The sequence below is a fragment of the Streptomyces sp. ID05-39B genome (assembly GCF_033794725.1).
Classification (GTDB): domain Bacteria; phylum Actinomycetota; class Actinomycetes; order Streptomycetales; family Streptomycetaceae; genus Streptomyces; species Streptomyces bobili.
In genome coordinates, this window is record NZ_JARGEF010000006.1 from 14,347 (window position 1) to 35,316 (window position 20,970).

Below are 20,970 nucleotides of genomic sequence, written 5' to 3' on the forward strand. Positions count from 1 at the left end.
GTCTCAGCACCTGCGGCCGGCGCGCAGCTCCAGCTGCTCCCCTTCGAAGCCCTCCTGAAAGCCTCGGTCGTGCGACGCCATGACCACCGCTCCCGGGTATGCCGCGAGCGCGGCCTGAAGGTCCTCGACCAGGTCGAGCGCGATGTGGTTGGTCGGTTCGTCGAGGACGAGGAGGTCCGCGGGCAGGGTCACCAGGCGGGCGATCTGAAGCCGCCGCCGCTGTCCCGCGGACAGGGCGGCGACCGGGACTCCCAGGTCCTCCTGGCGGAACAGGCCCAGTGCCAGGAGCTGTCCGGCGTGTTCGTCGGCCGGTCCGGGCCGCCCGGCCGCGAAAGCGGCGAGCAGCGGGAGCCGCGTCGAGTGAGTGGGCAGTTCCTGTGCGAGGTAGCCGATCCGGGCGGGGCGGCGTGCCGTGCCGGCGTCCGGCTCCAGGTCTCCCGCCAGGACGCGCAGGAGGGTCGTCTTGCCGGCGCCGTTCTCGCCCGTGACCAGCAGCCGCTGTCCGGCAGCGAGGGTGAGGAGCCCGTCCAGACACAGCCGCTCGCCGACCTGTACGCCGTCGTACTCGGCGAGGGAACCGTCCTCGGCGGGGCCGGGGGGCGCCGGCAGGGCCGTCGTGAAGCGGAGCGGTGCCGGCGGCTCCGCCACCGGGTTGCGCCGCAGCCGGCCCAAGCGCTCCCGGACGGAGCGCACCTGCCCGCCGAGCTTCGCGTCGTGCGAGCGGCGGTGCTTGCCGAAACCCTGCTTCGGGTCGCGGCCGGTGGTGGCAAGACGCCTGCCCGCGGCCTGCAGCAGTTCCTCCGCGCGGGCCACCTCCTCGACCCAGTCCGCATACCGCTGCTCAGCGCCGCGTCGTGCGGCGGCCTTCGCGGCGCGGTAGCCGGCCCAGCCGTCGCCGTACCGGAGCACCGTGCACGCGTCCCGGTCGACCTCGAGGATCGTGGTGGCGATGCGCTCGAGGAAGCCGCGGTCGTGGGTGACCGCGACGACGGTGCCGCGGTGTGCGCGCAGGTGCTCCTCCAGCCAGCGCACGGCCGCCGCGTCGAGGTGGTTCGTCGGTTCGTCGAGGAGCAGGAGTTCGGGGGCGGCGGCCAGGACGCAGGCGAGCGCGAGCCGCGACTGCTCTCCGCCGGAGAGCGAGCCGAGCGGGCGGTCGCGGGTGATCCGGGCCAGCCCGAGCCCGTGCGTCGCGGCATCGACACGGGCGTCCGCCTCATAGCCGCCGCGATCCTCATAGACGGTCAGCAGTTCGCCGTACGCGGCCAGATCCTCGTCCCCCGCGTCACCGAGGGACTTCTCCATCACCCGCAACCTGCCCTCCATGTCGCGTAGTTCGGCAAGGGCGAGGTCGACGGCGTCCTGTACGGTGCGATCCGGGTCGAGGTCGAGGGTCTGGGCGAGATATCCGGCTCCGCCGGGGAAACTCACGGTGATCTCGCCGGCGTCCGGCACCTCGGCTGCGGCGAGCAGCCGCAGCAGGGTGGACTTGCCGGAGCCGTTCTCGCCGATGACGGCGGCCTTCTCTCCCGGACGGACGGTGAAGCAGACCTGGTCGAGGACGGTCCTGGTGCCGTAGGACTTGGTGACGTCCTTGACGGACAGCTGCGCCACGGAAACGGGGGCGGCTGTGGGTACGGCGGTTTGGGCGCGGTCGCGCATATGACTTTCCCTGGGCATGCGAAGGGTCTACGGGCGGCGGTGACGGCGGCATCGGCCGTGCCCGGACTCAGACGAAGAAGAGGAAAGCCATGCCTCCACTATAACAAGACGATGCGTATCGTCTCTACTCGCGCGGGTCGCGGAATCGGGCCGCGTTCCGCAGCCGGGTTCGGCCTGCCCCAGCTGCGGGCGGTATTCGCCGCGCGCTACGCCGCCGGTGAGCTGATGCTCTACGACAGTCAGGGCGAGCAGGCCACGGGACGGGGCGCTGTCATCGCGTGCGTCGACACCTCGCACTCCATGTACGAGGCAGGGCCCGGCGGGATCACCCGCGAGGCGTGGGCCAAGGCGTGCGCTCCGGCGCTGCTGGACCAGGCACGGGGCGGAGCCCTGCCGGGGTCAACGGCCGTCGCGGCGCCACTCGTAGCGCCACACCGCGTCTAGGTAGTGCTCCTCGGAGAACGCGCCGGGTTGCGGCGGACCGAGACGGCGGGCGGCCTTCACGCACCGCTCGTCGTCGTGGAGGGCGAGCCCGTGCACAGCGGCGACCTGGACCTGGCGGTCAGCGTCGCCGAGCAGCGCGGCCATCGCCTCGGCGAGTACCGGAGCGCGGTCACTGCCCTGTCCGACCGTGAGGCAGGCATCCCGTCGTACCGCCGTGTCCACGTCCGTCATCAACATCAGGAGCGCCTCCCGAACCCGGTCGGAAAGGTCAGGCAGCTCGCGCCATCCGCCCAATCCGGCTGCCACCATGCGCCGGACACCGCCATCGGGATGGCCGGCACAGGCCAGGAGTGCCTCCTGAGCGCGTGAATCGGCCTGCTCCCCCAGCGCGTTCAGCACCTCGGTGAGGACGACGAGGTCCGTCTCCGTCCTCGACCAGTCGGCGAAGATGTCCAGGGCAGGACCGGCGTACGCATCCGCGTCACTGTCGTCGAAGAGGTGGGTCAGTCTCAGCACCTCGGCACCGAACAGCCTGTGAGACGGCCCTGGATGCGTACGCAGAGCCGCGGCAGCCTCCCAGATCTCCCGGTCGCGCCGGTGCGCCAGCGAGATGGTGGCCCGGCCCCACGCAGGGTGGTCCTGGTCGTGGTGGAGGGCGCGGGCCATCAGTTCCCCGAACGAGGCGCGGATGCCGAGCAGTTCCTCCAGGTCCGTGAGGATCGCCGCGTGCCCGTCCCGTACGGACCGGCCTCCCAGGGTGAGTTCGCCGACGCGGTAGTACTCGTCGTCCTGGACCCGGGTGTGGACGAGAGCCTCCTCGGCGCCCGTGCGACGCCGCAGTTCCGCTGCGGCCCCCGCCTCGTGCCGGCGGCGCGCCAGGTCCAGCATTTCCAGCAGCTCCGTTTGGGGGTACCTGCCCCGGATCCGCTGGTCCAGGAGCGCCTCGACCAGCGCGGGCGACCCCGATTCGACGGCGTCGCGCAGCGGCAGCAGCTCGTCCGGCCCGCACTGGCCCGCGTCCGCACCGTACTGGAGCAGCAGTTGGGCGATATCCCCGGCGTACGTGCGAACAGCGAGACCGAACGCGGCGTCCCGTACAGCGGGGTCGCAGTCCGCTTGGAGGAGGCGCCTCACCAGGGCGGGGTCGCCGGCCCGAACCGCGGAGATCAGGCCCGCCTCGCCGTCCGTCACGTTGCTCGAAGCACCCATGCCCGTGGCCCTGTCCCCCGTCGTGTTCTTCCGACTCAGTGGAGGTCCGCGGACGCGCGCGGGCTCTCACCGGTCGGCGAAGGCATCGTGTGCGGACGCAGGACCATGAGTGAGCCTTCCAAGGTCGCCACCATGGCGAAGGGGAACCGGTCGACCTCGAGGCAGAGTGCGACGTCGTCAGGATGGACTCCTTGGCGCACTCCCTCGGCCAGTTCGGCGGCGGCGCGAGAGTCGGCGGCGCGGCGGAGGAACGCGGCGGCATCCGTCTCGGTCTCGGTCACCCTCCGAGCGATGTACTGAGCACACGCCAGGTCTTCGTCGGCTCGCCCCTCCTCCCCGGTGACCACGAACGTCACGCTGTCACTCGCGCGCGTCCGCAGCAGCCGGGCCGTTGCCTCCGCCACCACGAAGCTGGCGCACAGCACGAGTGACGACTCCTTGACGGCGAGGGCGCCGACCGTCCCTGCCGTGGTCTTCTGCACGACGGTCCGTCCGCCGACGTCAATGGTCCGCAGCAGGCCCGGGGAGTTGACGGTGTCGAACCCGGGCGCGGGCGGACCGTCCTTGAGCGCCATCCAGTCCGGGTGGCGGGCTTTGAGCGCCAGGGCTTCGTCCAGCGACCCGGCGAGAACGATCTTTTCCGCCCCTTGGGCAAAGGCCCAGGCGGCCACGGTGAAGGCGCGCATGACGTCGACCACGACCGCCACGGACGGGGCTTCGGTCAGATCAGTGATGCCAAGAAAACGAGCGTCCATTCCGATCATGATCGCGCATGCCCGACCCGAAGCACCCGAACAGTGATGCGCGTCACTTCGGCGGACCGGCCCTCCGGTCGGAACGGACCGAACCTCACCGGTGAGTCGAAGGGTGCCGCCGTCCAGGTGGCGCAGGAGGCGCACCGGTGCGGAGTTGTCAGCCCTCGGTGTCGTAGCGCTCGCGGGCGGCGTGGACCTCGTCGAAGTGGGTCTCCGCCCAGTCCTTCACGGCGACCAGCAGCAGGGCGAGGTTGCTGCCGAGCGGGGTGAGGGCGTAGTCGACGCGGACCGGCACGGACGGGGTGACCGTGCGGGTGAGGATGCCGTCGCGTTCCAGGGTGCGCAGGGTCTGGGTGAGCATCTTGGGGCTGACGCCGGCGATCTTGCGGGCAAGGTCGCTGTAGCGCTTCGGGCCGGGGGCGAGGGCGGACACGACCAGGCTGACCCACTTGTCGCTGATGCGGTCCAGGAGCTGGTTGGTCGGGCACGCCTTGATGAAGGCGTCGTACTCGGCGCGGGCCTTCTCGCGCCGCTGGGCCGCGGTCATGGTCGGCATGGCGGTCCTCTCCCCTGTCGGCGGGCTCTCCCGTGTCGCGGGTGCTCTCCTCACGGTGAGGTAGGCACCTGCGGGTAACTACTACCTCCTGGATAGTAACTCTTCCTAGGGTTGTCACTGCAAGACGGAGAGCACTTCGATACCTGGATGTCAGGAGAGTTGTCATGCGTGCAGCAGTGGTGCGTTCGTTCGGCGGACCCGAGGTCGTGGACGTCGTGGAGCGGGGACTGCCGGAGCCGGCCGCCCGGCAGGTGCGGATCAAGGTGGCGGCGGCCGCGCTGAACCCGGTCGACGCCGGGGTGCGCTCCGGCGTCTTCGGCGGCGCGGGCAAGGAGATCGGGCTCGGCTGGGATGTGGCCGGGACCGTGGACGCGGCGGGCGTGGCCACCGCCTGGAGCGTCGGCGACAAGGTCGTGGCCCTCGCCTACGGCGTCGACAAGGCGCTCGGCACGCACGCGGAGTACGTCGTGGTGGACGCCGGCGCGGTCGCGTCGGCGCCGGCGACAGTCGACGCCGTCCACGCGGCGACTCTGCCGCTGAACGCGCTCACCGCCGCGCAGGCTCTCGACCTGCTGGACCTGGCGCCGGGTGCGTCGCTGCTGGTCACCGGAGCGGCGGGGGCGGTCGGCGGGTACGCCGTCCAGCTCGCGGCACGGCGGGGCCTCGCGGTGACCGGGCTGGCCCGGTCGGACGACGAGGAGTTCGTGCGGTCGCTCGGGGCGGGCGGGTTCGTCGCCGGGGAGGCCGCGGCGGGCGCGTACGACGCGGTCCTGGACACGGCGGTACTCGGGGAACCGGCGCTGCAGTGGGCGCGGGACGGGGGCGCCTATGCGGGAGTGATTCCGCAGGCCGAACCCGCGTCCGTGCGCGGCGTGCGGACGACCGCGGTCGAGGTGAGCGCGGACGGGGCACAGCTGGCGGAGTTGGTGCGACTGGCGGACGAGGGAGTGCTCTCGCTGCGCGTGGCGGAGGTGTTCTCGCTGGCCGACGCGGCCAAGGCGCACTCCCGTCTGGGGGAAGGCGGGGTGCGGGGGCGTCTCGTCCTCGTCCCCTGACGGGGGTGCGCGGCGGGGGGCGTGGCCGGGCGGAGGCGCGCGGTGCTCGTCAACGGCCTTCCGGGGATGGTCGCCCGGGGCGAGGACGGCACGCCTGTCTCGGTCCTCGCGTTCACCGTCGCCGTCGGCCGGATCACCGACATCACGGTCGTGATCGACCCGGCCAAGCCGGCGCTGATGAAGCCGCCGGATCCGGCGTGAAGCCCCTGGCGGGGCAGGTCGCGCCGCCGGACGGCCAAGCCCGCCAATCATTCGAGGTGGGCACGCATTCAGGGCTTGTCGCTAGGAGGCCTTGCTCAGGGCAGGGTCGGTGCGCCAGACGGCGGCCAGTTCGGACAGCGGTACGCCGAGTACCTCACTGAGCCGGACGATCGTGCCGAACGCGGGCGTCGGCAGCCGGCCGGTCTCGATCTTGCGGAGGGTCTCGGGCGAGATCCCTGCCGCCAGGGCCACCTCGACGGGGTTGCGTCCGGCTCGGGCAGAGCGCAACGCGGCTCCGAGACGTCGGCCCGCCTCGATCTGTTCGGGGGCGAGCGGATAGCGAACCATCCGCACATGCTAGAGCCGCGGGTGGTCGGCGGCAACCACTCTCCTGGTATAAATATACCTGTCGGCCACCCCCAGGAATCGAGGATCGCAGTGATCGAGCACAAGTCTCCCGAAGACATCGAGCGCATGCACGTCACTGGACAGTTCGTCGGCCAGGTGCTGGCCGAACTGGCCGACCTCGCCGCCGTGGGGGTCGACCTGATGGATCTGGAACATCACGCTCGCCGCCGGATCAAGGAACGCGGCGCCGAGTCCTGCTACTGGGACTACGCGCCCTCGTTCGGCAAGGGCCCGTTCCGTAACGTGGTGTGCCTCTCGGTCAACGATGCCGTGCTGCACGGCTTGCCGCACAGCTACCAGCTGCGTGACGGGGACCTGCTGACCATGGACATGGCGGTGAGCATCGACGGCTGGGCCGCGGACTCGGCCCACTCCGTCATCGTCGGCACCCCGGCAGCGGAGGACCTGCGGCTGATCGAGGCCACCGAGGTCGCGCTGGAAGCAGCGATCAAGGTCGCCCAGCCGGGCAACCGGCTGGGCGACATCTCGGCTGCCATCGGCGCGGTCGCCGCCGAGTACGGCTACCCGGTCAATCTGGAGTTCGGCGGCCACGGTATCGGCCGCACGATGCACGAGGATCTGCACATTCCCAACGACGGTCGCCCCGGCCGTGGTTGGAAGCTGCGTCCCGGCCTGACGATCGCCATCGAGCCCTGGTTCGCCGCAGGCACCGACAAGATCGCCTTCGACCCGGACGGCTGGACGATCCGCTCGGCCGACGGCTCACGCACCGCCCACTCCGAGCACACGGTCGCCATCACCGAGACGGGCCCGCTGGTGCTCACCCGGCGCCCTGAGAGCAACGAGCGGCTCAAGGACCAGCGGGAATCATCGGCGACCGGACGCTGACGAGGCTTCATCGAGAACGAGGCTTCATCGAGGACGAACCCCGGTGGCCGACGACACCCGGCCATGGTGACCAGCCGCGAGCGTGGCCGGGTCGGGCCGCTGAGGCCGAGCCCGAGGCGGGGCCTGCACCCACTCCGGCCCGCCTCGCCTCGCCCCCCCTCGGTCCGCCCCGCCTCCGTCCGATGTCGGTCAGAGGGGGTTCAGGCGGGCCTTGAGCAGGCAGAACTCATTGCCTTCGGGGTCGGACAGGACATGCCACTGTTCCTCCCCCGTCTGGCCGATGTCGGCAGGGCGCGCACCGAGCTTCAGGAGGCGTTCGAGTTCGGCGTCCTGATCGCGGTCGGTGGCGTTGACGTCGATGTGCAGCCGGGACTTCCCCGGCTCCGGCTCGTCCCTGCGACTGAGGATGATGGTCGGCTGCGGACCGCCGAACCCTTCGCGCGGCCCGATCTCGAAGCAGTCGTCCCCCTCCTGATCGAGCACGACGTAGTCCAGAACCTCGCACCAGAACCGCGCCAGCGCCTCGGGGTCTCGGCAACCGAGGACGAGTTCACTGATGCGACATGCCATGACGAAACCTTTCAGCCCGGGGAACTGCCGGAGAGCCACACACGAACCTCATGGGTTCCCGGCAGCGAGAACCCCGCGACCGTACCGGACGAGGCGAGCACCGGCGAGATGATTTCGGGCCGCCACTCCTGGTCGGGCAGCCGGGCCGCGCCGTTCCCTGCCCGTCCCCGGACTGCGTGTGGACACGCCACGCCGTCAGTACGCCCCGAACGACCAGAAGACGCCGACCTCCTCGTCGTTGACCGCGATGAGACCCAGGTCGTCGAACAGGTCGAGGCCGTTCACGTACGCGGAGGTGAGGAAGCTGCGGGATCGCGTGCCCCGAAGGCCCGCCGCGACAAAGCCCGGGGCCGAATCCGATGCGGCGGCCGTCGCGTTGATCCAGTAGCGCGCGGCGGGGCCGTAGCGGTCGAGCAGGGTTCGGGCGTCCGCCAGGACGGCGTCCCGGTCCGGACGGGAGCGGACCGGGCGGGCCCGCCTCCCCTCGGGGGGGCGGGCCTGCCCGGGTTCAGGGCCGGTGGCGACCGAAGGTGACGTAGGCGTAGGTCTCGCCGTCGCGTGGTGCCCTCGTCCAGGAGCGGGTGGTGAAGGTGTGCAGTCTGCCGTGGGTCAGCGCGAAGCGGGGCAGTGAGAGGCCGAGTTCGGTGTGCAGGGCCCGCAACGCACGCACTTCGCCGTCGAGTTGGGTGTCCTGCGGGCGGAAGAGCCGTGCGGGGTCCAAGGCCTCCGGTATCGCGCCGGAGCGCTGGATCTCCGTGCCCCGCACGGTGAACGCGTAGAGTTCCTCGCCCTGTTCGGCCATCGACACGTGGAACGCGGCCGGGTGGTCGCCCGGGGCGGAGAACGTCGGGTCGCGCCACACCACCACCGCGCGGCCGGACGGGGAGGCCGCCACAGCCGGGGAGAGGAACCGCTCGTTCAGGTGGCGGGAGTCGCCGTCGAAGGCGAAGGCCCATCCCTCGGCGGTGCGGCCGACGGCGACCACGGCCCGGTCCTCCCAGCGTTCCACACCCTCCCGCTCTTGGGGCCTGGGTGCCTGCCAGGACGCCAGTCGCCGATCCACGGGCGCGCCGAGTTCGGCGCCTTCCTCTCCGATCAGGGCGGGCAGGCCGACGGGGTCGATCCCCTCCACCCAGACACAGCGGTATCCCTCGCGCGACGCCCGGTTCGCCACAGGCTCCGCCAGCCATGCGAGGCCCGGCGGGTCGAGATCGGGCACCGGCTCCGCAGAAGGCCCTCTCTCCCCCGCCCTCGGGGTCGCGAGGATCTCCCGCCCGCGCTCCGGCGTGATCAACGGACCCAGGACCGGATCGGCGAGCAGGCCGATCGGGGCGATCAGCGAGGGTCCGGGCGCCTCCCACGAGGGAAGTGCGTCACGCAGCACCCGCCACGCGGCGTCGGTCGCTCCCCATCGGGCCGCCTCCCGGGCCTCGGCGACGGCCTCGCCCCATGGGCCGGGAGGCGCGTAACGGTACGTGGCGTCCCGCATCGCGCTCAGTACGGCCTCGACGGTCTCGCGGGAGGCCCCGCGGGCGGCCATCATGCCCAGCCAGTGGTCGTCCCCGCCCAGCCGCCACTCGTCGCGTGCCGGCGCCATGGCCTGCACCGGCAGAAGCTCGGGCAGGTAGCGCGGGTCGGCCACCAGGTTGCCGTACTCCTGGGAGCCGTGCGGGGCCAGCAGGTGCCGGAGCTGCTTCAGCAGGACTGCGCTCCGTGGCCGTCCGAAGGACGCTGCTTCCTCGATCAGGAGCCGGGCATCCTCGTGCCGTCCGCGCAGGGCCAGCAGGCGGGCCTCCTCCACATGGGCGTCCTGGGCGCGCGTGGTCGCGTTCACGAAGTCGGGTCTCTCCACCCGGTCGCGGTGGAAGCCTCGGTACATGGCCTCCATGTACGCGCGAAACGACGGGTAACGGTCCGGGAATTCGCCGCTCCAGCCTTTGTAGACGTAGAGCGCCCATTCGCCGTTCCGGTCGGTGTCGCCGGGGTCGAGCAGGGCGTACGACATGTCGGAGTCCGTCTCCAGTCGCAGCGCCCGCTGCCACATCCCGGCCAGCAGGACGTCCTCCTGACGCGGGTCGTCGCCCAGATTCTCCTCGTACATCGCCGTCATGTCGTGGGGATCGCGGAACCAGTCGATGTCCGCGACTCCTCCGAGTTGGTAGACCCCGGCGATCTGGTCGACCCGCCACCCGTCACTCACGGCGAGGAACTCCCGGTAGGAGGGCGGCAGCCGCCGTCCCAGCCGCGCCTCGGCCGCGGCGATGGCCGCCTCCTTCGCCGCGGGCCTGCCCGGACGGACAACGGCCTGCACGCCGTCCCCGGAACCACCTTCGTCCTCCGCCTCCGCCTCGTCCTCGTCTGCGCGGGGAACCCACTCCTCCTGCCAACGTCCGAGGAACTCGTGCCAGTTGAAAGACTCGCCACTCATGACCGGATGGTGTCATCCGGCACTGACATCGCCGCTGATACCCAGGCTCCGGTGGTCGTGACCCGGGCCCTGACCGGCGGCGGGGTCTCGTCAGCGCACGACGTCGAAGACGTTCATCTGCAGGCCGTTGGCATAGGCCTCGTGCTCGACCAGCTCGAGCTTCTGGGTGTCCTTGTCCGACGTGCTGAACAGGCGCTTGCCCGCGCCCAGCAGGAGCGGGAAGACGAGCAGGTGGTATCGGTCGATCAGGGCGGCGTCCGAGAGGCTCCGGTTCAGTGCGGCGCTGCCGTGGACGATGATGGGGCCGCCCTCGGTCTCCTTCAACGCGGCGACGTCGTCGAGGGAGCGCAGAATCGTGGTCTCGCCCCAGTTCGTCACCAGGTCGTCCTCGGTGAGGGTGGTGGAGACGACGTACTTCGGCATCACCTTGTAGTCGGCGAAGTCCTCCATGTCCGGCCACACCGGGCTGAACGCCTGATAGCTGGTGCGGCCCAGCAACATCGCGGTGGCTTCCTTCTGCTCCCGGCCCTTGATCGCGAAAGCCTCGGGAAGGAACTCGACGTCCTTGAAGGTCCATCCGGAGTTCCGGTAACCGGGCTCCCCGCCCGGGGCCTCCACGACGCCGTCGAGTGAGACGAAGGCCGTGCTGATCAGGGTGCGCATGTCAGGTTCCTCGGTATCTCGTGATCTCGTAACTGGTTCTCAGCAGTTCGGCAGGTGCGTGATCGGTCCGCTCTCGTGGCTCTCGCGCACCAGTCGTGATCTCTGACCGCGGATCGCCGTGAAACTCATCGGTCCGACCCGTTTCGGTCGCTCGCTCCGACTGTCGCCCTACCTCGCCTTGGTGGCGATCTGGATCAGGTTTCCGCAGGTGTCGTCGAAGACGGCGGTGGCGACGGACCCCATCTCCAGGGGCTCCTGGACGAAGCGGACGCCGAGGTCACGCAGGCGCTCGTATTCCGCCGGCACGTCGTCGACGGCGAACTGGGCGAGCGGGATGCCGTCACCGGCGAGCGCGTCGCGGTAGGTCTTGACCGCCGGGTGACCGGCAGGTTCGAGCAGGAGCTCGGTGCCGTCGGGCTCGTCGGGTGATACGACGGTCAGCCACCGGTCCTTCTCCCCCACCGGCACGTCGTGCTTCTTCACGAAGCCGAGGATCTCGGTGTAGAAGCGCTCGGCCTTGGCCTGGTCGTCGACGAAGACGCTGGTCAGGTGGATCTTCATGGGGTGCTCTCCTGCGGTCCGGATGCGTGGGGCACGAGCCAGCGCTCGGCGATCTGGCGGAGCGGGGCCGTGTTGAGGTCGTGGAATTTGTAGCGGCCCTCTCGCCTCGTCTCGACGAGTCCGGCGGCCTCCAGCACGGCGAGGTGCTGGGAGACCCCCTGGCGCGAGATGCCCAGCTGATGCTTCATGCTCAGCCGCGAGCAGATCTCGAACAGGGTCTGCCCGGATTTCTCCGTCAGCTCGTCGAGGATGGTCCGGCGGGTGGGGTCGGCCAAGGCTTTGAACACGTCGTCGGCCACCACTCCAGCATAGGCAACCATTCACTTGCCTATCAAGTCGAAGGAGCACCCACGGCGAGTCGGCGCCCCCACACACCGGCCGACCCGCCGGCCTGTCGGCCCCACGACCGGTCGGCGCCGCGGGGTCGCGGTCGGCGGCCCGTCGTGCCGCCGACCGGCCGCCGACCGCGTCACCGTATCTGGACCAGCTTGGAGCAGGGCAGCCATCCGCCCTGGTCGTCGGTGGTGGTGAACAGGCCGCCGCCCGGACCCCAGCCGATCCCGTCGGGGGTGCGGAGGCCTCCCGCGACGGGGCTGATCCGGCCCGTCTCCCGTTCACCTTGTACGTGGTCCCGCGACCGGGTGCCGGCTGCGGTGTGGTGGTCGCACCGCCGAGGTCGATGGCGACGGAGAGGTTCACGTAGAAGTGGCCGTCGCGGTGGAGGAGACACCGGCAGCCGCGAGAGCAAGACAGGACAACTGCCTTGCCCAACAGGCCTGTTGCGGGTTGATGATCCCGGACGCTGATGACCGAGGGCCGATGGGGTGCGGCGATCCCACGAGCGGCCCGTGGGGCGGACGGAGCCTTTCCCGCGTATGGCAGGAAGCCGGGGCATCCCTGTGCCGGTGCCGCCCGGAAGAGCGCCGGGCGGGGCTCCGACAGGCGGTTCCGTACCCTGGTGGCATGCGCATGCGCCCCACTCTGAGCTGGTCCCCCGCCGAGGACCTGCCGCCGGGCACCACGGACCTCGAGCCGGTCGTCGACGCCCTGACCACGGGCGGTGTGCTGGTGCTCAGCGGGGCGGGCATCTCCACGGAGTCCGGCATCCCCGACTACCGGGGCGAGGGCGGAAGCCTGAGCCGCCACACCCCCATGACCTACCAGGACTTCACCGCCGGCGCCCCGGCCCGGCGCCGGTACTGGGCGCGCAGCCACCTCGGCTGGCGCACCTTCGGCCGCGCCCGCCCCAACGCCGGGCACCGGGCTGTGGCCGCGTTCGGACGACACGGCCTGCTCTCGGGCGTGATCACGCAGAACGTCGACGGCCTGCACGACGCCGCCGGCAGCGAGGGCGTCATCGACCTGCACGGCAGCCTGGCCCGGGTCGTCTGCCTCTCCTGCGGTGCCTCCACCACCCGCGGCGAACTGGCACGACGGCTGACGGAGGCCAACGCGGGCTATGAGCCGGTGGCCGCCGGAATCAACCCGGACGGTGACGCCGACCTCACGGACGAACAGGTCGGGGACTTCATCGTGGTGTCCTGCACGGTCTGTGACGGCATCCTCAAACCCGACGTGGTGTTCTTCGGCGAGGCCGTTCCACCGCCGCGGGTCGAGCGATGCCGTGAGCTGGTCCGGGAGGCGACCTCACTGTTCGTCCTGGGTTCCTCGCTGACGGTGATGTCCGGACTCCGGTTCGTCCGCCAGGCCGCCGAGGCGGGAAAGCCGGTGCTGATCGTCAACCGGGACCCGACCCGGGGCGACCCGCACGCCGTCACCCGGGTCGCGCTCCCCCTGGGAACGGCCCTCACCGCGGTGGCCGGCCGACTGGGCATCACCGTCGACAACGACACGACGGCGGGGGCGCGGGACGGCGCGTGACACACGACGCGGCCGGCGTCGCGAGGATGCGGCAAGCAGGCGTGAGGATGCGGCAAGCAGGCGAATCCGCAAGCCTGTTAGGCCGGCTCCGGGCCGAACAGCTCGAGCGCACTCCCTGGGCGTCACTTCCGCGGGGCTTCCCGAAGCGCCGGTAGATCTCCTTGCCCCATACGTTCCGGGCTCGTCGGCGTCCGAGCCCGACTCCGGAGAACGTCACCACGAACGTGCCGGCGGCGAGAAGGATGATCTCCTCGCCGAGCAACGCCTCGACACCACCGGCCGCGTTCTCGACTCGACTGCTGTGGGCTGGGCTGAACCGAGGTTGTGGGGCTGCTGGGTTCGAATGCGCTGCACCGCGTGCGGCGTTGCGGTGCGGTGCGGCGGTCGAACCCGGCCGGCGGGGAGGACATCTCGTCCCCGCGCGAACCGCGGACGCTCCGGAGACACACGTTCAGTCATGTGATGAGCCCGATACGTCCCGGTTCATCGCACCACGGACGTGCGTCGCAGGCGAGGCGAAAGGCCGTGTGGGCTGCCCTCGGCGTGCTTGTGCTGGTCCGGAGCGGCGGTCTGGGGCGAGATCGTCCGGGAGCGTGGGTGTGCGTCTCCCGCCCGCCGTCGCGGGTTCGGTCCCTACGCTCCGGCGCTGACGGACGCCGAGCTGCTGGGGAAAGACTGACGCGATCACCGAGCGCCTGCCGCACAGACCGACCCGCCGCCGCGCCGGCACAACGCTCCACGATCCCGCCGCTATCGCCCTTGACCTGCGGAGGGAGGCTGCGTGGACTCCGTCCCCGTCGGCCTCCGACCCCGATATCGCCCGGTGGGACGGCAACGGCTCCGCAGGCGTTGTCAGCGGCGCGGCTCGCCCTCTTCAGCGAACGTGGTCGCTCTTCTGCCCGATGCCTTTGATCCTGGTCGGAGTCCCGTCCGGGGCGAACGAGTCGTGGAAGGTGAAGGCGTGCGGCGCGGAGCCGTGGTCGTGGAGGTGCTCCAGCCTGGAGACCCCGTCGCGCCAGGTGGGTATCAGGTCGTCGGAGACCCACCAGAACACGTGATTCGCGTGCCCTGTCCTCTCGAACCAGTCGTAGCGCCTGTTCAGCGCCTCACGGTGCGGACCGGTGTAGATCGCGTCGAAGGCGGAGCGCAGGTCGGTCCAGAGCGAGAGGGTCGTGGCCAGGGCGGTGGTTTCCACCGTATGCCCCTTGTCGTACCAGGTCGGTACGGCGAACTCTCCCCACGCACCCCAGTCCGCCTCGAAGAGCATGCCCCGGTCACCGTCCGCCGCTTCGGCACGCGCGAGGTATCCGGGGCGCTGACTGATCTTCCGGTAGACGGCCTCACCGATGTCGTAGAACTCGCGCGTGAGAGGTGCGGGATCGGCGAGAGGTGACTTCAGGACGCCGAATGTGTACAGAGCAAGATGGGGCATACGTCTCTCCCTGGTGGGGGCTGCCTGGCGTGGACCGGTTCGGTGGCTTACGCCTGGGACGAGGGTTCGTGGGGCATGACCGGCTTGGTCCCGTCGCGGGTGATTCGGCTTGGAGTAACTCCCGCGCCAACATGGGCGATTGCCGAAGACCAGGTGAAGGTAACTGCCTCTGCGGGCCATGTCGAAGTTGCGATTTCCCTGTCCACGTGGCCTCTTGCACGGGACCTTGCGGGAACTGGGGCGGTGGCGCTACCTGTCGGCGTGGGAAGTCCGCATCGGACCAGCACATGCCGGGAAGCAGCATCGGCCGCCCCGCTCAACGAGTTCTGCTCAGTGGCGGTGGAGTCCCATGCAGCCGAGCCCGCCGATGCAGCGGCCGTAGCGGACGATCGCCCTCACCCGCCGCGTCGATGAGGATCGCTGGTGAGCAGATGCCCGTGTCGCCGTGTGCCGGCTGAAGTCTTCGGCACACGGCGACACCTCGAGCGGGAACCGCGCGCGGGGGGTGCGGGTGCCGGGCAGCTCCGGGAAGACCACGACGGACAGGGATCCGGCGAACAGCCCGCCCGCCACGTACGAGGCGAGGGCCGCCTGGTGCTGGCCGAACCAGTCGATGCCGGCGCCCGGGAGGCCTGCTTCTGCCCTTCGGCGACGCGGGTCACCGTCTTCGGCCACAGGGAAAGGCCGGGCTTCTCCGGATCCGCCGGACGCGTTCCCAGCTACGCGGAGGCCGTGGCGACGAGGACCGAGGAGAGCGAGAGCAGCGCGGGCGGCAGCACTGCCTGCCGCTCCGAGAGGGGAAGGACTTCTTCGGCGATCTGCAGGCCGAGGGTGTGCGTCATGAAGGTGCGGCGGGCGGTGACGCGTGCCCACATCTGCGGGTAGCGCTCGGCGAGTTCCGCGCGCAGGCCGGCGTCGGCGATCGCGACGGCGTCCTCGCAGTTGGCGGCCAGATCGGGGGTGGATCCCACGGGGATGATGTCGGCTTGCAGTGACATGCCGGAGTGGACGGTGCCGTGGGATCCGGCGGCGAAGGGGCTGTCGAGCCATTCGTCGATGTGCTGCAGGTGCCCGGGGTTCAGCAGCGGGCGGATCGACGACTTCGCCAGCTCGCGCGTGGTCTGCTCGGCGATCTCGGCGGTCGATGCCCCCAGGGTGAGGCCCCGGTACCAGGTGGCGATGGCGGCGAAGTAGCCGGCCGCGAAGTCGGTCTGCAGCTGGTCGAGTTCGCCTGCGCGCAGGACGTATCCGGCGCGCGAGGTCAGTCCGCCCTGGAGTCCGACCGCGGTCGACAGCAGGTCTCCGTGCCCGATCACGCGGTCGCTGGGGCTGCACAGACCCACGATCCTGCCGGACCCGGTGGTCAGCATCACGTGCGCGGTCAGAGGCAGACCGTTGAGTGCCATGTGCTCGGCGGTCGCCAGTTCCGAGCGTCCGGGCTCGAGGGCCTCGAGTGCTCGCCAGGCGTGGCCGGCGGCGCGGGTGGAGCGGTGCTCGTTGAGCGCGATCTGGTCGGCCTCGTTGCGGGAGCGCAGGCCGTCGATGCCCATGAGGATCGACGTGGCGTCGGTGAGGTTCTGGGTGACGTCGAGGATCTCGCCGATCACGAAGGCAGGTACGGCGTAGGCGTACGGCGAGACCGGAGAGTCACCGGCCGTGATCTGCCGCCATCCGACGAGCCCCACGTGGGATCGGGGGCCGACGCCGACCTGGCGCAGGGCTGCGGAGACGCGCTGCTGGATGCTGCGGTCCTGCCCGGGCAGGCTGAGCGACTGGCACAGCACGGCGGTCGCGGTGACGGGCAGGCCGGGAATCATCGCGCTCGACTCGTTGCCGGCGAGGATCCAGGGTGCGTTGTCCAGGTCCAGCACCACGAGGGCTTCTTCGAAGCGGGGGTCGAATCCGGTCAGGTAGAGGCTGTTGCCGGGGTGTTCCCGGTCGGCGTAGGCGATGAGGTGGGTGAGACCCAGCTCGCGCATCCGCACGCGCGTGCGGTCGATCCGGCCGGCGTACACCTCGCCCGACAGGACCGGCTCGGGCTCGAGCACGGACAGCGGAGGCAGCTCGACGTCGCGCAGTGTGATGTGATCAGACACGGGAGTCCCCCTTGGAGACGAGAGCGACCGCGCGGACCGGGGAACCGGTGCCGCCCGCGATCTTCAACGGCAGGGCGGCGAACAGGATCACCGGGGGCAGCCCGTCGAGGTTGGTCAGATTCTCCAGGACCAGGACGCCGTTGGGCAGGAACTCGTAGTGCGCCTTCAGGTCGGCGCCCGACACGTCACCGGGGTCGATGCTGATGCAGTCGATACCGACGGCCTTGATGTTCTTGCCGCGCAGATAGGCGGAGGCCTCACCGCTCAGCCCCGGCCAGCCGCGCAGGTAGTCGAAGCCTTCGGGGACGCGCTTCCAGTGCCGGGCCCAGCCGGTGTTGATGATGACGATGTCGCCCTCACGGACCGGCTCGTTCGCCTCCTCCCAGGCCCGCACGTCCGCCAGGCCGATGTGGTGGCTGGTGGCCTCGAACGGGCCGAAGGCCATCACCACGGCGCGGCCGATCAGCTGGGACACGCTCAGGTCGGCGGTGGAGATCCGCCGGGGATCCTCGGGATCGGGGACGAAGTGCGAGGGCGAGTCGATGTGCGTGCCGGAGTGGTCGCACATGATGAGCTGCTTGAATTCCGCGACGTCGTCCATCGACACGTAGTCGGCGATGATGTACTTCGGGTGCGTCGGGAAAGTGGGGATGCCGATTTCGAGCGTGTGGCTCAGGTCGACGATGTCGAAGCCACACAGGGTGTCGGCGAGACGGTCTATCTCACCGAGGGCTTTTATCCGGGGAGTCATACGAGTAGCGAAACACGCCCGCCAGAGGGTTAACAAAGACCACTTCCCGCTTACCTAATAGGAAACGGCTATAGGGCGGGCCTATGAGGCGGGTATTAGACTCCCCCTATGACAGTCACCCTGCGGCAGATCGAGTACGCGCTCGCTGTCGATGCGGCGGGAGCCATCTGCGCCGCCGCGAAAGCACTGCATGTCGCCCAGCCGTCCCTGTCCCAGCAGATCTCCAGCCTGGAACGCTCCCTGGGTGTCGTGCTGTTCGAGCGCACGGCGACGGGCACTTCCACCACGCCCGCCGGGCGGGCCTTCCTCGTCGAGGCCCAGCAGGCGATGCATGCCGTCGAACGTGCGCGGGAGGTCGCGGTCCGGGCAGCGAGCAGCACGCGCAGGGACGTCCTCATCGGCGCGAACGAGATGACGCCGACCCTGTGGCTGGCGAAGTCCGTGGCGACTCTGCGGGCGTCCGTTCCCAGGCTTTCGGTTCGCGTGGTGAACTTCGCCGACGGGGGATCGCTCATCGAGGCAGTCAGCTCGGGGGGCATCGACGTCGGTGTCGGTCCGCTTCACGCGGTGTCGTGGCGGGAGCGAAAGCACCGCATCGGCTCACTGGAACTCGGGATGGCCGTTGCCCACGAGTCCTCCCCCACGGCATCTGTGCCGGCCGGGAACCTCGGTGCACAGGATTGGGTCACCTGCCCGTCGAACGCCCCGGTCCTGACCGAACTGCGGAAATCGATCGGTGACACGCGTACGGACGACCCGTCCGCGGCCAATCTCAATGCCGCCGTTTCCTATGCGGACGCCGGCCTGGGAGCGACCCTGGTGCCCTCCGGTTACACCCTGCCCGCATCGCTCGACCTGGTGACCATCAATCCCCCGCCGACGGTGGACGTCTATGCGTTCGCCCTGCGCAGCACCGACGCTGTGACGTTCAACCGGATCGCTCGAGAGATCACCGAGCACACCCCCTCCTGAACCCGGCCTCTCGGTCCGCGCAGGACACAGACTTGCCCCGGACCGCGGTGGAGGCAGCAAGCCGTGCGGATCCGGGAACGATACGGCGTTCCCGGATCCAGGGGCCGAGTCCAGGCGCCGGGAACGGTCCCCGGCCGTTGAGGCGGGGCCTACTCGAGGCCGGCCTTCTTGCAGGCGGCGGCGTACTCGGCGGTGCAGATGTCGGCAACCGTGTACAGGCCGTCCTTGACGACCGTTTCGTCGATGTTGTCCACCGTGACCGACACCGGGGTCAGCAACCGGGAGGGGACCTTGTCGCCGGAGCCGCTGGTCTCGGTCCGGGTGGCGAGGGAGGAGACGTCCTTGCCCTGCAGCAGGTTGACCGCGAGCTGGGCGGCGGCCTCGGCCTCGGGCTTGAATGCCTTGTAGATGGTGGCCGACTGGGTGCCGGTGAGGAGGCGCTGGATGGCGGCGAGCTCGGCGTCCTGACCGGTCAGGGGGATGCCGCTGACGCCGGCGCCCTTGAGCGTGTTGGCGATGCCACCGGCCATGCCGTCGTTGGCGGCGTAGACGCCCGCGATGCTCTTCGCGCCCAGCTGGGTGATCGCGGCGGACATCTTCTGCGCGGCGACGGTGTCCTTCCACAGGCCGGACTGCTCATAGGCGATGTCGACCTTGCCGTCGAGTGCGTTGTGGGCACCTTCCTTGAACTTGGCGGCGTTCGGGTCGGCGTCGTCGCCGTTGATCATGACGACCTTGGACTTCGTGGTCGCCTTCGAGCCGAGCGCGGTGAGCAGGGCCTGGCCGTGGAGCTCGCCGACCTTGACGGTGTCGAAGGAGACGTACGCCGAGACCGGGCCCTGGGCCAGGCGGTCGTAGGCGATGACCTTGATGCCCTTGTCCACCGCGGACTGGATGGAGGACTTGATCGCGGCGGAGTCCTGCGGGTCGACCACGAGGACCTTGACGCCCTTGGTCACCATGCTGCTGATCTGCTGAGCCTGCTTGGCGGGGTCGCCGGCGGCGTTCGCGTACTCGACGGTGCAGTCCGGGCAGAGAGACTTGACCTTGGCCTCGAAGTACGGCTTGTCGAACCTGTCGTAGCGCGCGGTGACGCTGTCCGGCAGCAGCAGGCCGACGGAGTTGCCGCCGGAGGAGGAGCCGGTGCTGTCACTGCCGGAGTCGCCGTCCCCGGCCTTCCCACAGGCGGCCACGGAAAGAGCCATCGAAACCGCGGCGGCACCTGTAACGAATCTGCGCATCGTTGCGTTCATTTCGGAATTCCTCCGAGAAAGGGCCGCAAGGTGCGGCCGGCGAGGGACTGGAACATCAACAGCTGACAAGCAGGTGCAGAACATGGAATGGTCAATCCGCGCACCGAGACGGCTGGGTATCCATCTCCCCGTCGCCCCGGCCGGACGGGCATTGCACCGCCTTGCCGTAAGCCTTTAGCAGTGCAGTCAAGCCGCATTCATTCCCTTGTTGCAAAGACGGGTTTCCTCTTCGCCGATAGGGCCGGCCTCTTACCTGCCTCGCGGGCCCTCCCCCAATCACTGGACGCGACCACTTGCCAACGCCCGACGACTCACTCTATGGTCGTACGACCGTAAGGCATACAGTCGTACTTCAAAATCTAGGGAGCTCGTGATGGCGGCAACTCGGCCGGTGGCGCTTGTGACAGGTGCCTCATCGGGGATCGGCAAGGAGACGGTCGGCGCCTTCGCCGCGGCGGGCTTCGAGGTGATCGGAACCGCTCGCAACACCGCGCGGGTCACCGCGCCCGCCGGGGTGACCTACCTCGACCTCGACGTGACCAGCGACGAATCGGTCGCCTCCGTGGTCAAGCAGGTGATCGACCGGTTCGGGCGGATCGACGTCCTGGTCAACAACGCCGGTGTCGGCGCGAACGGCGCCGCCGAGGAGTTCTCCGTCGCCAGAACGCAGGAGGTCTTCGACGTCAACGTCTACGGCATCATGCGGATGACCAAGGCGGTTCTGCCGCACATGCGCACCCAGCGGCGCGGACGCGTCGTCAACGTCTCCTCCCTCAGCGGATTCGTCCCCAGCCCGTTCATGGCCATCTACACCTCGACCAAGCACGCGGTCGAGGGCTACTCCGGGTCGCTGGACCACGAGGTCCGCGAGCACGGGGTCCGGATCCTGCTCGTCGAGCCCGGCCCGATCAACACGCCCTTCGGAGACCACAGCGTGCAGGGCGACACCCCGATGCCGCTCTACGCGTCGGGGCGGCGCACCTTCGACGAGGTCCTGGCGAAGAACACCAGCGGTGGCGACGATCCCGCCACCGTGGCCAAGGTGATCGTCACGGCGGCCACCGACAAGAACCCGAAACTGCGGCGGACCGCCGGCTCGACGGCCGCAGGCATCAGCGTGTTCCACCGCGTCCTTCCGGCCCGGATCTTCGACCGCATCGTCCGCCGCTTCAACCGCATGCCGAACTGACGCTGCCCCATCGCGTGCCCGAACCGGTCCGAGAACGA

General features: G+C 70.0%; 21 protein-coding genes and 3 pseudogenes. 7 read left to right on the forward strand and 17 right to left on the reverse strand.

The window, feature by feature from the left end; translation table 11 throughout:
* Positions 1-3: 3 nt before the first annotated feature.
* Positions 4-1,659: an ABC-F family ATP-binding cassette domain-containing protein gene (locus P1P75_RS02945; protein WP_319251497.1), complete on the reverse strand. Its 1,656-nt coding sequence runs from the start codon at positions 1,657-1,659 to the stop codon at positions 4-6.
* Between the two features lie 171 nt (positions 1,660-1,830).
* Between P1P75_RS02945 and P1P75_RS02950 the strand changes: the two are divergent.
* A pseudogene (locus P1P75_RS02950) lies at positions 1,831-2,040 on the forward strand (hypothetical protein); the annotation flags it as partial.
* An 18-nt stretch (positions 2,041-2,058) separates the two neighbouring features.
* On the opposite strand, the gene P1P75_RS02955 reads toward P1P75_RS02950, so the two are convergent.
* From P1P75_RS02955 to P1P75_RS02965, 3 genes are all read right to left on the reverse strand, one after another.
* On the reverse strand, positions 2,059-3,312 hold the full coding sequence (locus tag P1P75_RS02955) for a HEAT repeat domain-containing protein (protein ID WP_319251499.1): 1,254 nt from the start codon (positions 3,310-3,312) through the stop codon (positions 2,059-2,061).
* 35 nt (positions 3,313-3,347) lie between these two features.
* Positions 3,348-4,067, reverse strand: a complete 720-nt coding sequence (locus tag P1P75_RS02960) for a 2-phosphosulfolactate phosphatase (protein WP_319251501.1) — start codon at positions 4,065-4,067, stop codon at positions 3,348-3,350.
* Positions 4,068-4,224: 157 nt separating this feature from the next.
* On the reverse strand, positions 4,225-4,623 hold the full coding sequence (locus tag P1P75_RS02965; RefSeq protein WP_319251503.1) for a helix-turn-helix domain-containing protein: 399 nt from the start codon (positions 4,621-4,623) through the stop codon (positions 4,225-4,227).
* A 164-nt stretch (positions 4,624-4,787) separates the two neighbouring features.
* Here P1P75_RS02965 and P1P75_RS02970 point away from each other — a divergent pair, with 164 nt between their 5' ends.
* Positions 4,788-5,678, forward strand: a complete 891-nt coding sequence (locus P1P75_RS02970) for an NADP-dependent oxidoreductase (RefSeq protein WP_319251505.1) — start codon at positions 4,788-4,790, stop codon at positions 5,676-5,678.
* A gap of 42 nt (positions 5,679-5,720) precedes the next feature.
* Positions 5,721-5,879 carry a hypothetical protein gene (locus tag P1P75_RS02975; protein WP_319251507.1) on the forward strand — a complete coding sequence of 53 codons (159 nt, stop codon included), beginning with the start codon at positions 5,721-5,723 and terminating at the stop codon, positions 5,877-5,879.
* An 81-nt stretch (positions 5,880-5,960) separates the two neighbouring features.
* Here P1P75_RS02975 and P1P75_RS02980 read toward each other — a convergent pair whose 3' ends face one another.
* Positions 5,961-6,227 (reverse strand): helix-turn-helix transcriptional regulator, encoded by a 267-nt coding sequence (locus tag P1P75_RS02980; RefSeq protein WP_319251508.1) that lies wholly within the window; start codon positions 6,225-6,227, stop codon positions 5,961-5,963.
* A 90-nt stretch (positions 6,228-6,317) separates the two neighbouring features.
* Here P1P75_RS02980 and map point away from each other — a divergent pair, with 90 nt between their 5' ends.
* Entirely contained in the window at positions 6,318-7,136 is an 819-nt protein-coding gene (map, locus tag P1P75_RS02985; RefSeq protein ID WP_319251510.1) for a type I methionyl aminopeptidase, read from the forward strand.
* 189 nt (positions 7,137-7,325) lie between these two features.
* On the opposite strand, the gene P1P75_RS02990 is transcribed toward map, so the two are convergent.
* The 7 genes and pseudogenes from P1P75_RS02990 to P1P75_RS03020 all read right to left on the reverse strand — a co-directional run.
* Positions 7,326-7,706, reverse strand: a complete 381-nt coding sequence (locus P1P75_RS02990) for a VOC family protein (RefSeq protein WP_319251512.1) — start codon at positions 7,704-7,706, stop codon at positions 7,326-7,328.
* Between the two features lie 195 nt (positions 7,707-7,901).
* Positions 7,902-8,174 (reverse strand): annotated as a pseudogene (locus tag P1P75_RS02995) (hypothetical protein); the annotation flags it as partial.
* A 40-nt stretch (positions 8,175-8,214) separates the two neighbouring features.
* On the reverse strand, positions 8,215-10,134 hold the full coding sequence (locus P1P75_RS03000) for an SMI1/KNR4 family protein (protein WP_319251514.1): 1,920 nt from the start codon (positions 10,132-10,134) through the stop codon (positions 8,215-8,217).
* Positions 10,135-10,224: 90 nt separating this feature from the next.
* Positions 10,225-10,797, reverse strand: coding sequence for a dihydrofolate reductase family protein (locus P1P75_RS03005; protein ID WP_319251516.1), 573 nt, complete (start codon positions 10,795-10,797; stop codon positions 10,225-10,227).
* 168 nt (positions 10,798-10,965) lie between these two features.
* Complete coding sequence (locus P1P75_RS03010) at positions 10,966-11,358, reverse strand: VOC family protein (protein ID WP_319251518.1); 393 nt, start codon at positions 11,356-11,358, stop codon at positions 10,966-10,968.
* Positions 11,355-11,657 carry a metalloregulator ArsR/SmtB family transcription factor gene (locus tag P1P75_RS03015; RefSeq protein ID WP_319251520.1) on the reverse strand — a complete coding sequence of 101 codons (303 nt, stop codon included), beginning with the start codon at positions 11,655-11,657 and terminating at the stop codon, positions 11,355-11,357. The genes P1P75_RS03010 and P1P75_RS03015 overlap by 4 nt, the downstream gene beginning before the upstream one ends.
* A 173-nt stretch (positions 11,658-11,830) precedes the next feature.
* Positions 11,831-12,084, reverse strand: a pseudogene (locus tag P1P75_RS03020) (hypothetical protein); the annotation flags it as partial.
* 237 nt (positions 12,085-12,321) lie between these two features.
* Between P1P75_RS03020 and P1P75_RS03025 the strand changes: the two are divergent.
* On the forward strand, positions 12,322-13,239 hold the full coding sequence (locus tag P1P75_RS03025; protein WP_319251522.1) for an NAD-dependent protein deacetylase: 918 nt from the start codon (positions 12,322-12,324) through the stop codon (positions 13,237-13,239).
* An 874-nt stretch (positions 13,240-14,113) separates the two neighbouring features.
* Here the strand turns inward: P1P75_RS03025 and P1P75_RS03030 are convergent.
* The 4 genes from P1P75_RS03030 to P1P75_RS03045 all read right to left on the reverse strand — a co-directional run bounded on the left by P1P75_RS03030 (position 14,114) and on the right by P1P75_RS03045 (position 17,518).
* A complete protein-coding gene (locus P1P75_RS03030) occupies positions 14,114-14,671 on the reverse strand; it encodes a DUF3291 domain-containing protein (protein WP_319251524.1) in 558 nt (185 codons plus the stop codon).
* A 330-nt stretch (positions 14,672-15,001) separates the two neighbouring features.
* Positions 15,002-15,346 carry a hypothetical protein gene (locus tag P1P75_RS03035; RefSeq protein WP_319251526.1) on the reverse strand — a complete coding sequence of 115 codons (345 nt, stop codon included), beginning with the start codon at positions 15,344-15,346 and terminating at the stop codon, positions 15,002-15,004.
* A gap of 44 nt (positions 15,347-15,390) precedes the next feature.
* Positions 15,391-16,767, reverse strand: coding sequence for a hypothetical protein (locus P1P75_RS03040; RefSeq protein ID WP_319251528.1), 1,377 nt, complete (start codon positions 16,765-16,767; stop codon positions 15,391-15,393).
* Positions 16,760-17,518, reverse strand: coding sequence for a cyclase family protein (locus tag P1P75_RS03045; RefSeq protein WP_319251530.1), 759 nt, complete (start codon positions 17,516-17,518; stop codon positions 16,760-16,762). Before P1P75_RS03045 ends, P1P75_RS03040 begins: the two co-directional genes overlap by 8 nt.
* A gap of 108 nt (positions 17,519-17,626) precedes the next feature.
* On the opposite strand from P1P75_RS03045, the gene P1P75_RS03050 reads away from it, so the two are divergent.
* Positions 17,627-18,490, forward strand: coding sequence for a LysR family transcriptional regulator (locus tag P1P75_RS03050; RefSeq protein WP_319251532.1), 864 nt, complete (start codon positions 17,627-17,629; stop codon positions 18,488-18,490).
* Between the two features lie 149 nt (positions 18,491-18,639).
* Here P1P75_RS03050 and P1P75_RS03055 read toward each other — a convergent pair whose 3' ends face one another.
* On the reverse strand, positions 18,640-19,731 hold the full coding sequence (locus P1P75_RS03055; protein ID WP_319251534.1) for a substrate-binding domain-containing protein: 1,092 nt from the start codon (positions 19,729-19,731) through the stop codon (positions 18,640-18,642).
* A 385-nt stretch (positions 19,732-20,116) separates the two neighbouring features.
* On the opposite strand from P1P75_RS03055, the gene P1P75_RS03060 reads away from it, so the two are divergent.
* The gene (locus P1P75_RS03060) at positions 20,117-20,932 is read left to right on the forward strand and encodes an oxidoreductase (RefSeq protein WP_319251536.1); all 816 of its coding nucleotides are present in this window, start codon (positions 20,117-20,119) and stop codon (positions 20,930-20,932) included.
* Positions 20,933-20,970 lie beyond the last annotated feature (38 nt).

Bases quoted from the DNA above. Each gene is read 5' to 3' on its own strand.
- P1P75_RS02965 (WP_319251503.1), bottom strand. From the start codon at position 4,623: ATGCCGACCATGACCGCGGCCCAGCGGCGCGAGAAGGCCCGCGCCGAG.
- P1P75_RS03055 (WP_319251534.1), bottom strand. From the start codon at position 19,731: ATGCGCAGATTCGTTACAGGTGCCGCCGCGGTTTCGATGGCTCTTTCC.
- P1P75_RS02970 (WP_319251505.1), top strand. From the start codon at position 4,788: ATGCGTGCAGCAGTGGTGCGTTCGTTCGGCGGACCCGAGGTCGTGGAC.
- P1P75_RS02945 (WP_319251497.1), bottom strand. From the start codon at position 1,659: ATGCGCGACCGCGCCCAAACCGCCGTACCCACAGCCGCCCCCGTTTCC.
- P1P75_RS03010 (WP_319251518.1), bottom strand. From the start codon at position 11,358: ATGAAGATCCACCTGACCAGCGTCTTCGTCGACGACCAGGCCAAGGCC.
- P1P75_RS02960 (WP_319251501.1), bottom strand. From the start codon at position 4,067: ATGGACGCTCGTTTTCTTGGCATCACTGATCTGACCGAAGCCCCGTCC.
- P1P75_RS02955 (WP_319251499.1), bottom strand. From the start codon at position 3,312: ATGGGTGCTTCGAGCAACGTGACGGACGGCGAGGCGGGCCTGATCTCC.
- P1P75_RS03045 (WP_319251530.1), bottom strand. From the start codon at position 17,518: ATGACTCCCCGGATAAAAGCCCTCGGTGAGATAGACCGTCTCGCCGAC.
- P1P75_RS03000 (WP_319251514.1), bottom strand. From the start codon at position 10,134: ATGAGTGGCGAGTCTTTCAACTGGCACGAGTTCCTCGGACGTTGGCAG.
- P1P75_RS02980 (WP_319251508.1), bottom strand. From the start codon at position 6,227: ATGGTTCGCTATCCGCTCGCCCCCGAACAGATCGAGGCGGGCCGACGT.
- P1P75_RS02990 (WP_319251512.1), bottom strand. From the start codon at position 7,706: ATGGCATGTCGCATCAGTGAACTCGTCCTCGGTTGCCGAGACCCCGAG.
- P1P75_RS03060 (WP_319251536.1), top strand. From the start codon at position 20,117: ATGGCGGCAACTCGGCCGGTGGCGCTTGTGACAGGTGCCTCATCGGGG.
- P1P75_RS03050 (WP_319251532.1), top strand. From the start codon at position 17,627: ATGACAGTCACCCTGCGGCAGATCGAGTACGCGCTCGCTGTCGATGCG.
- P1P75_RS03025 (WP_319251522.1), top strand. From the start codon at position 12,322: ATGCGCATGCGCCCCACTCTGAGCTGGTCCCCCGCCGAGGACCTGCCG.
- P1P75_RS03005 (WP_319251516.1), bottom strand. From the start codon at position 10,797: ATGCGCACCCTGATCAGCACGGCCTTCGTCTCACTCGACGGCGTCGTG.
- P1P75_RS03030 (WP_319251524.1), bottom strand. From the start codon at position 14,671: ATGCCCCATCTTGCTCTGTACACATTCGGCGTCCTGAAGTCACCTCTC.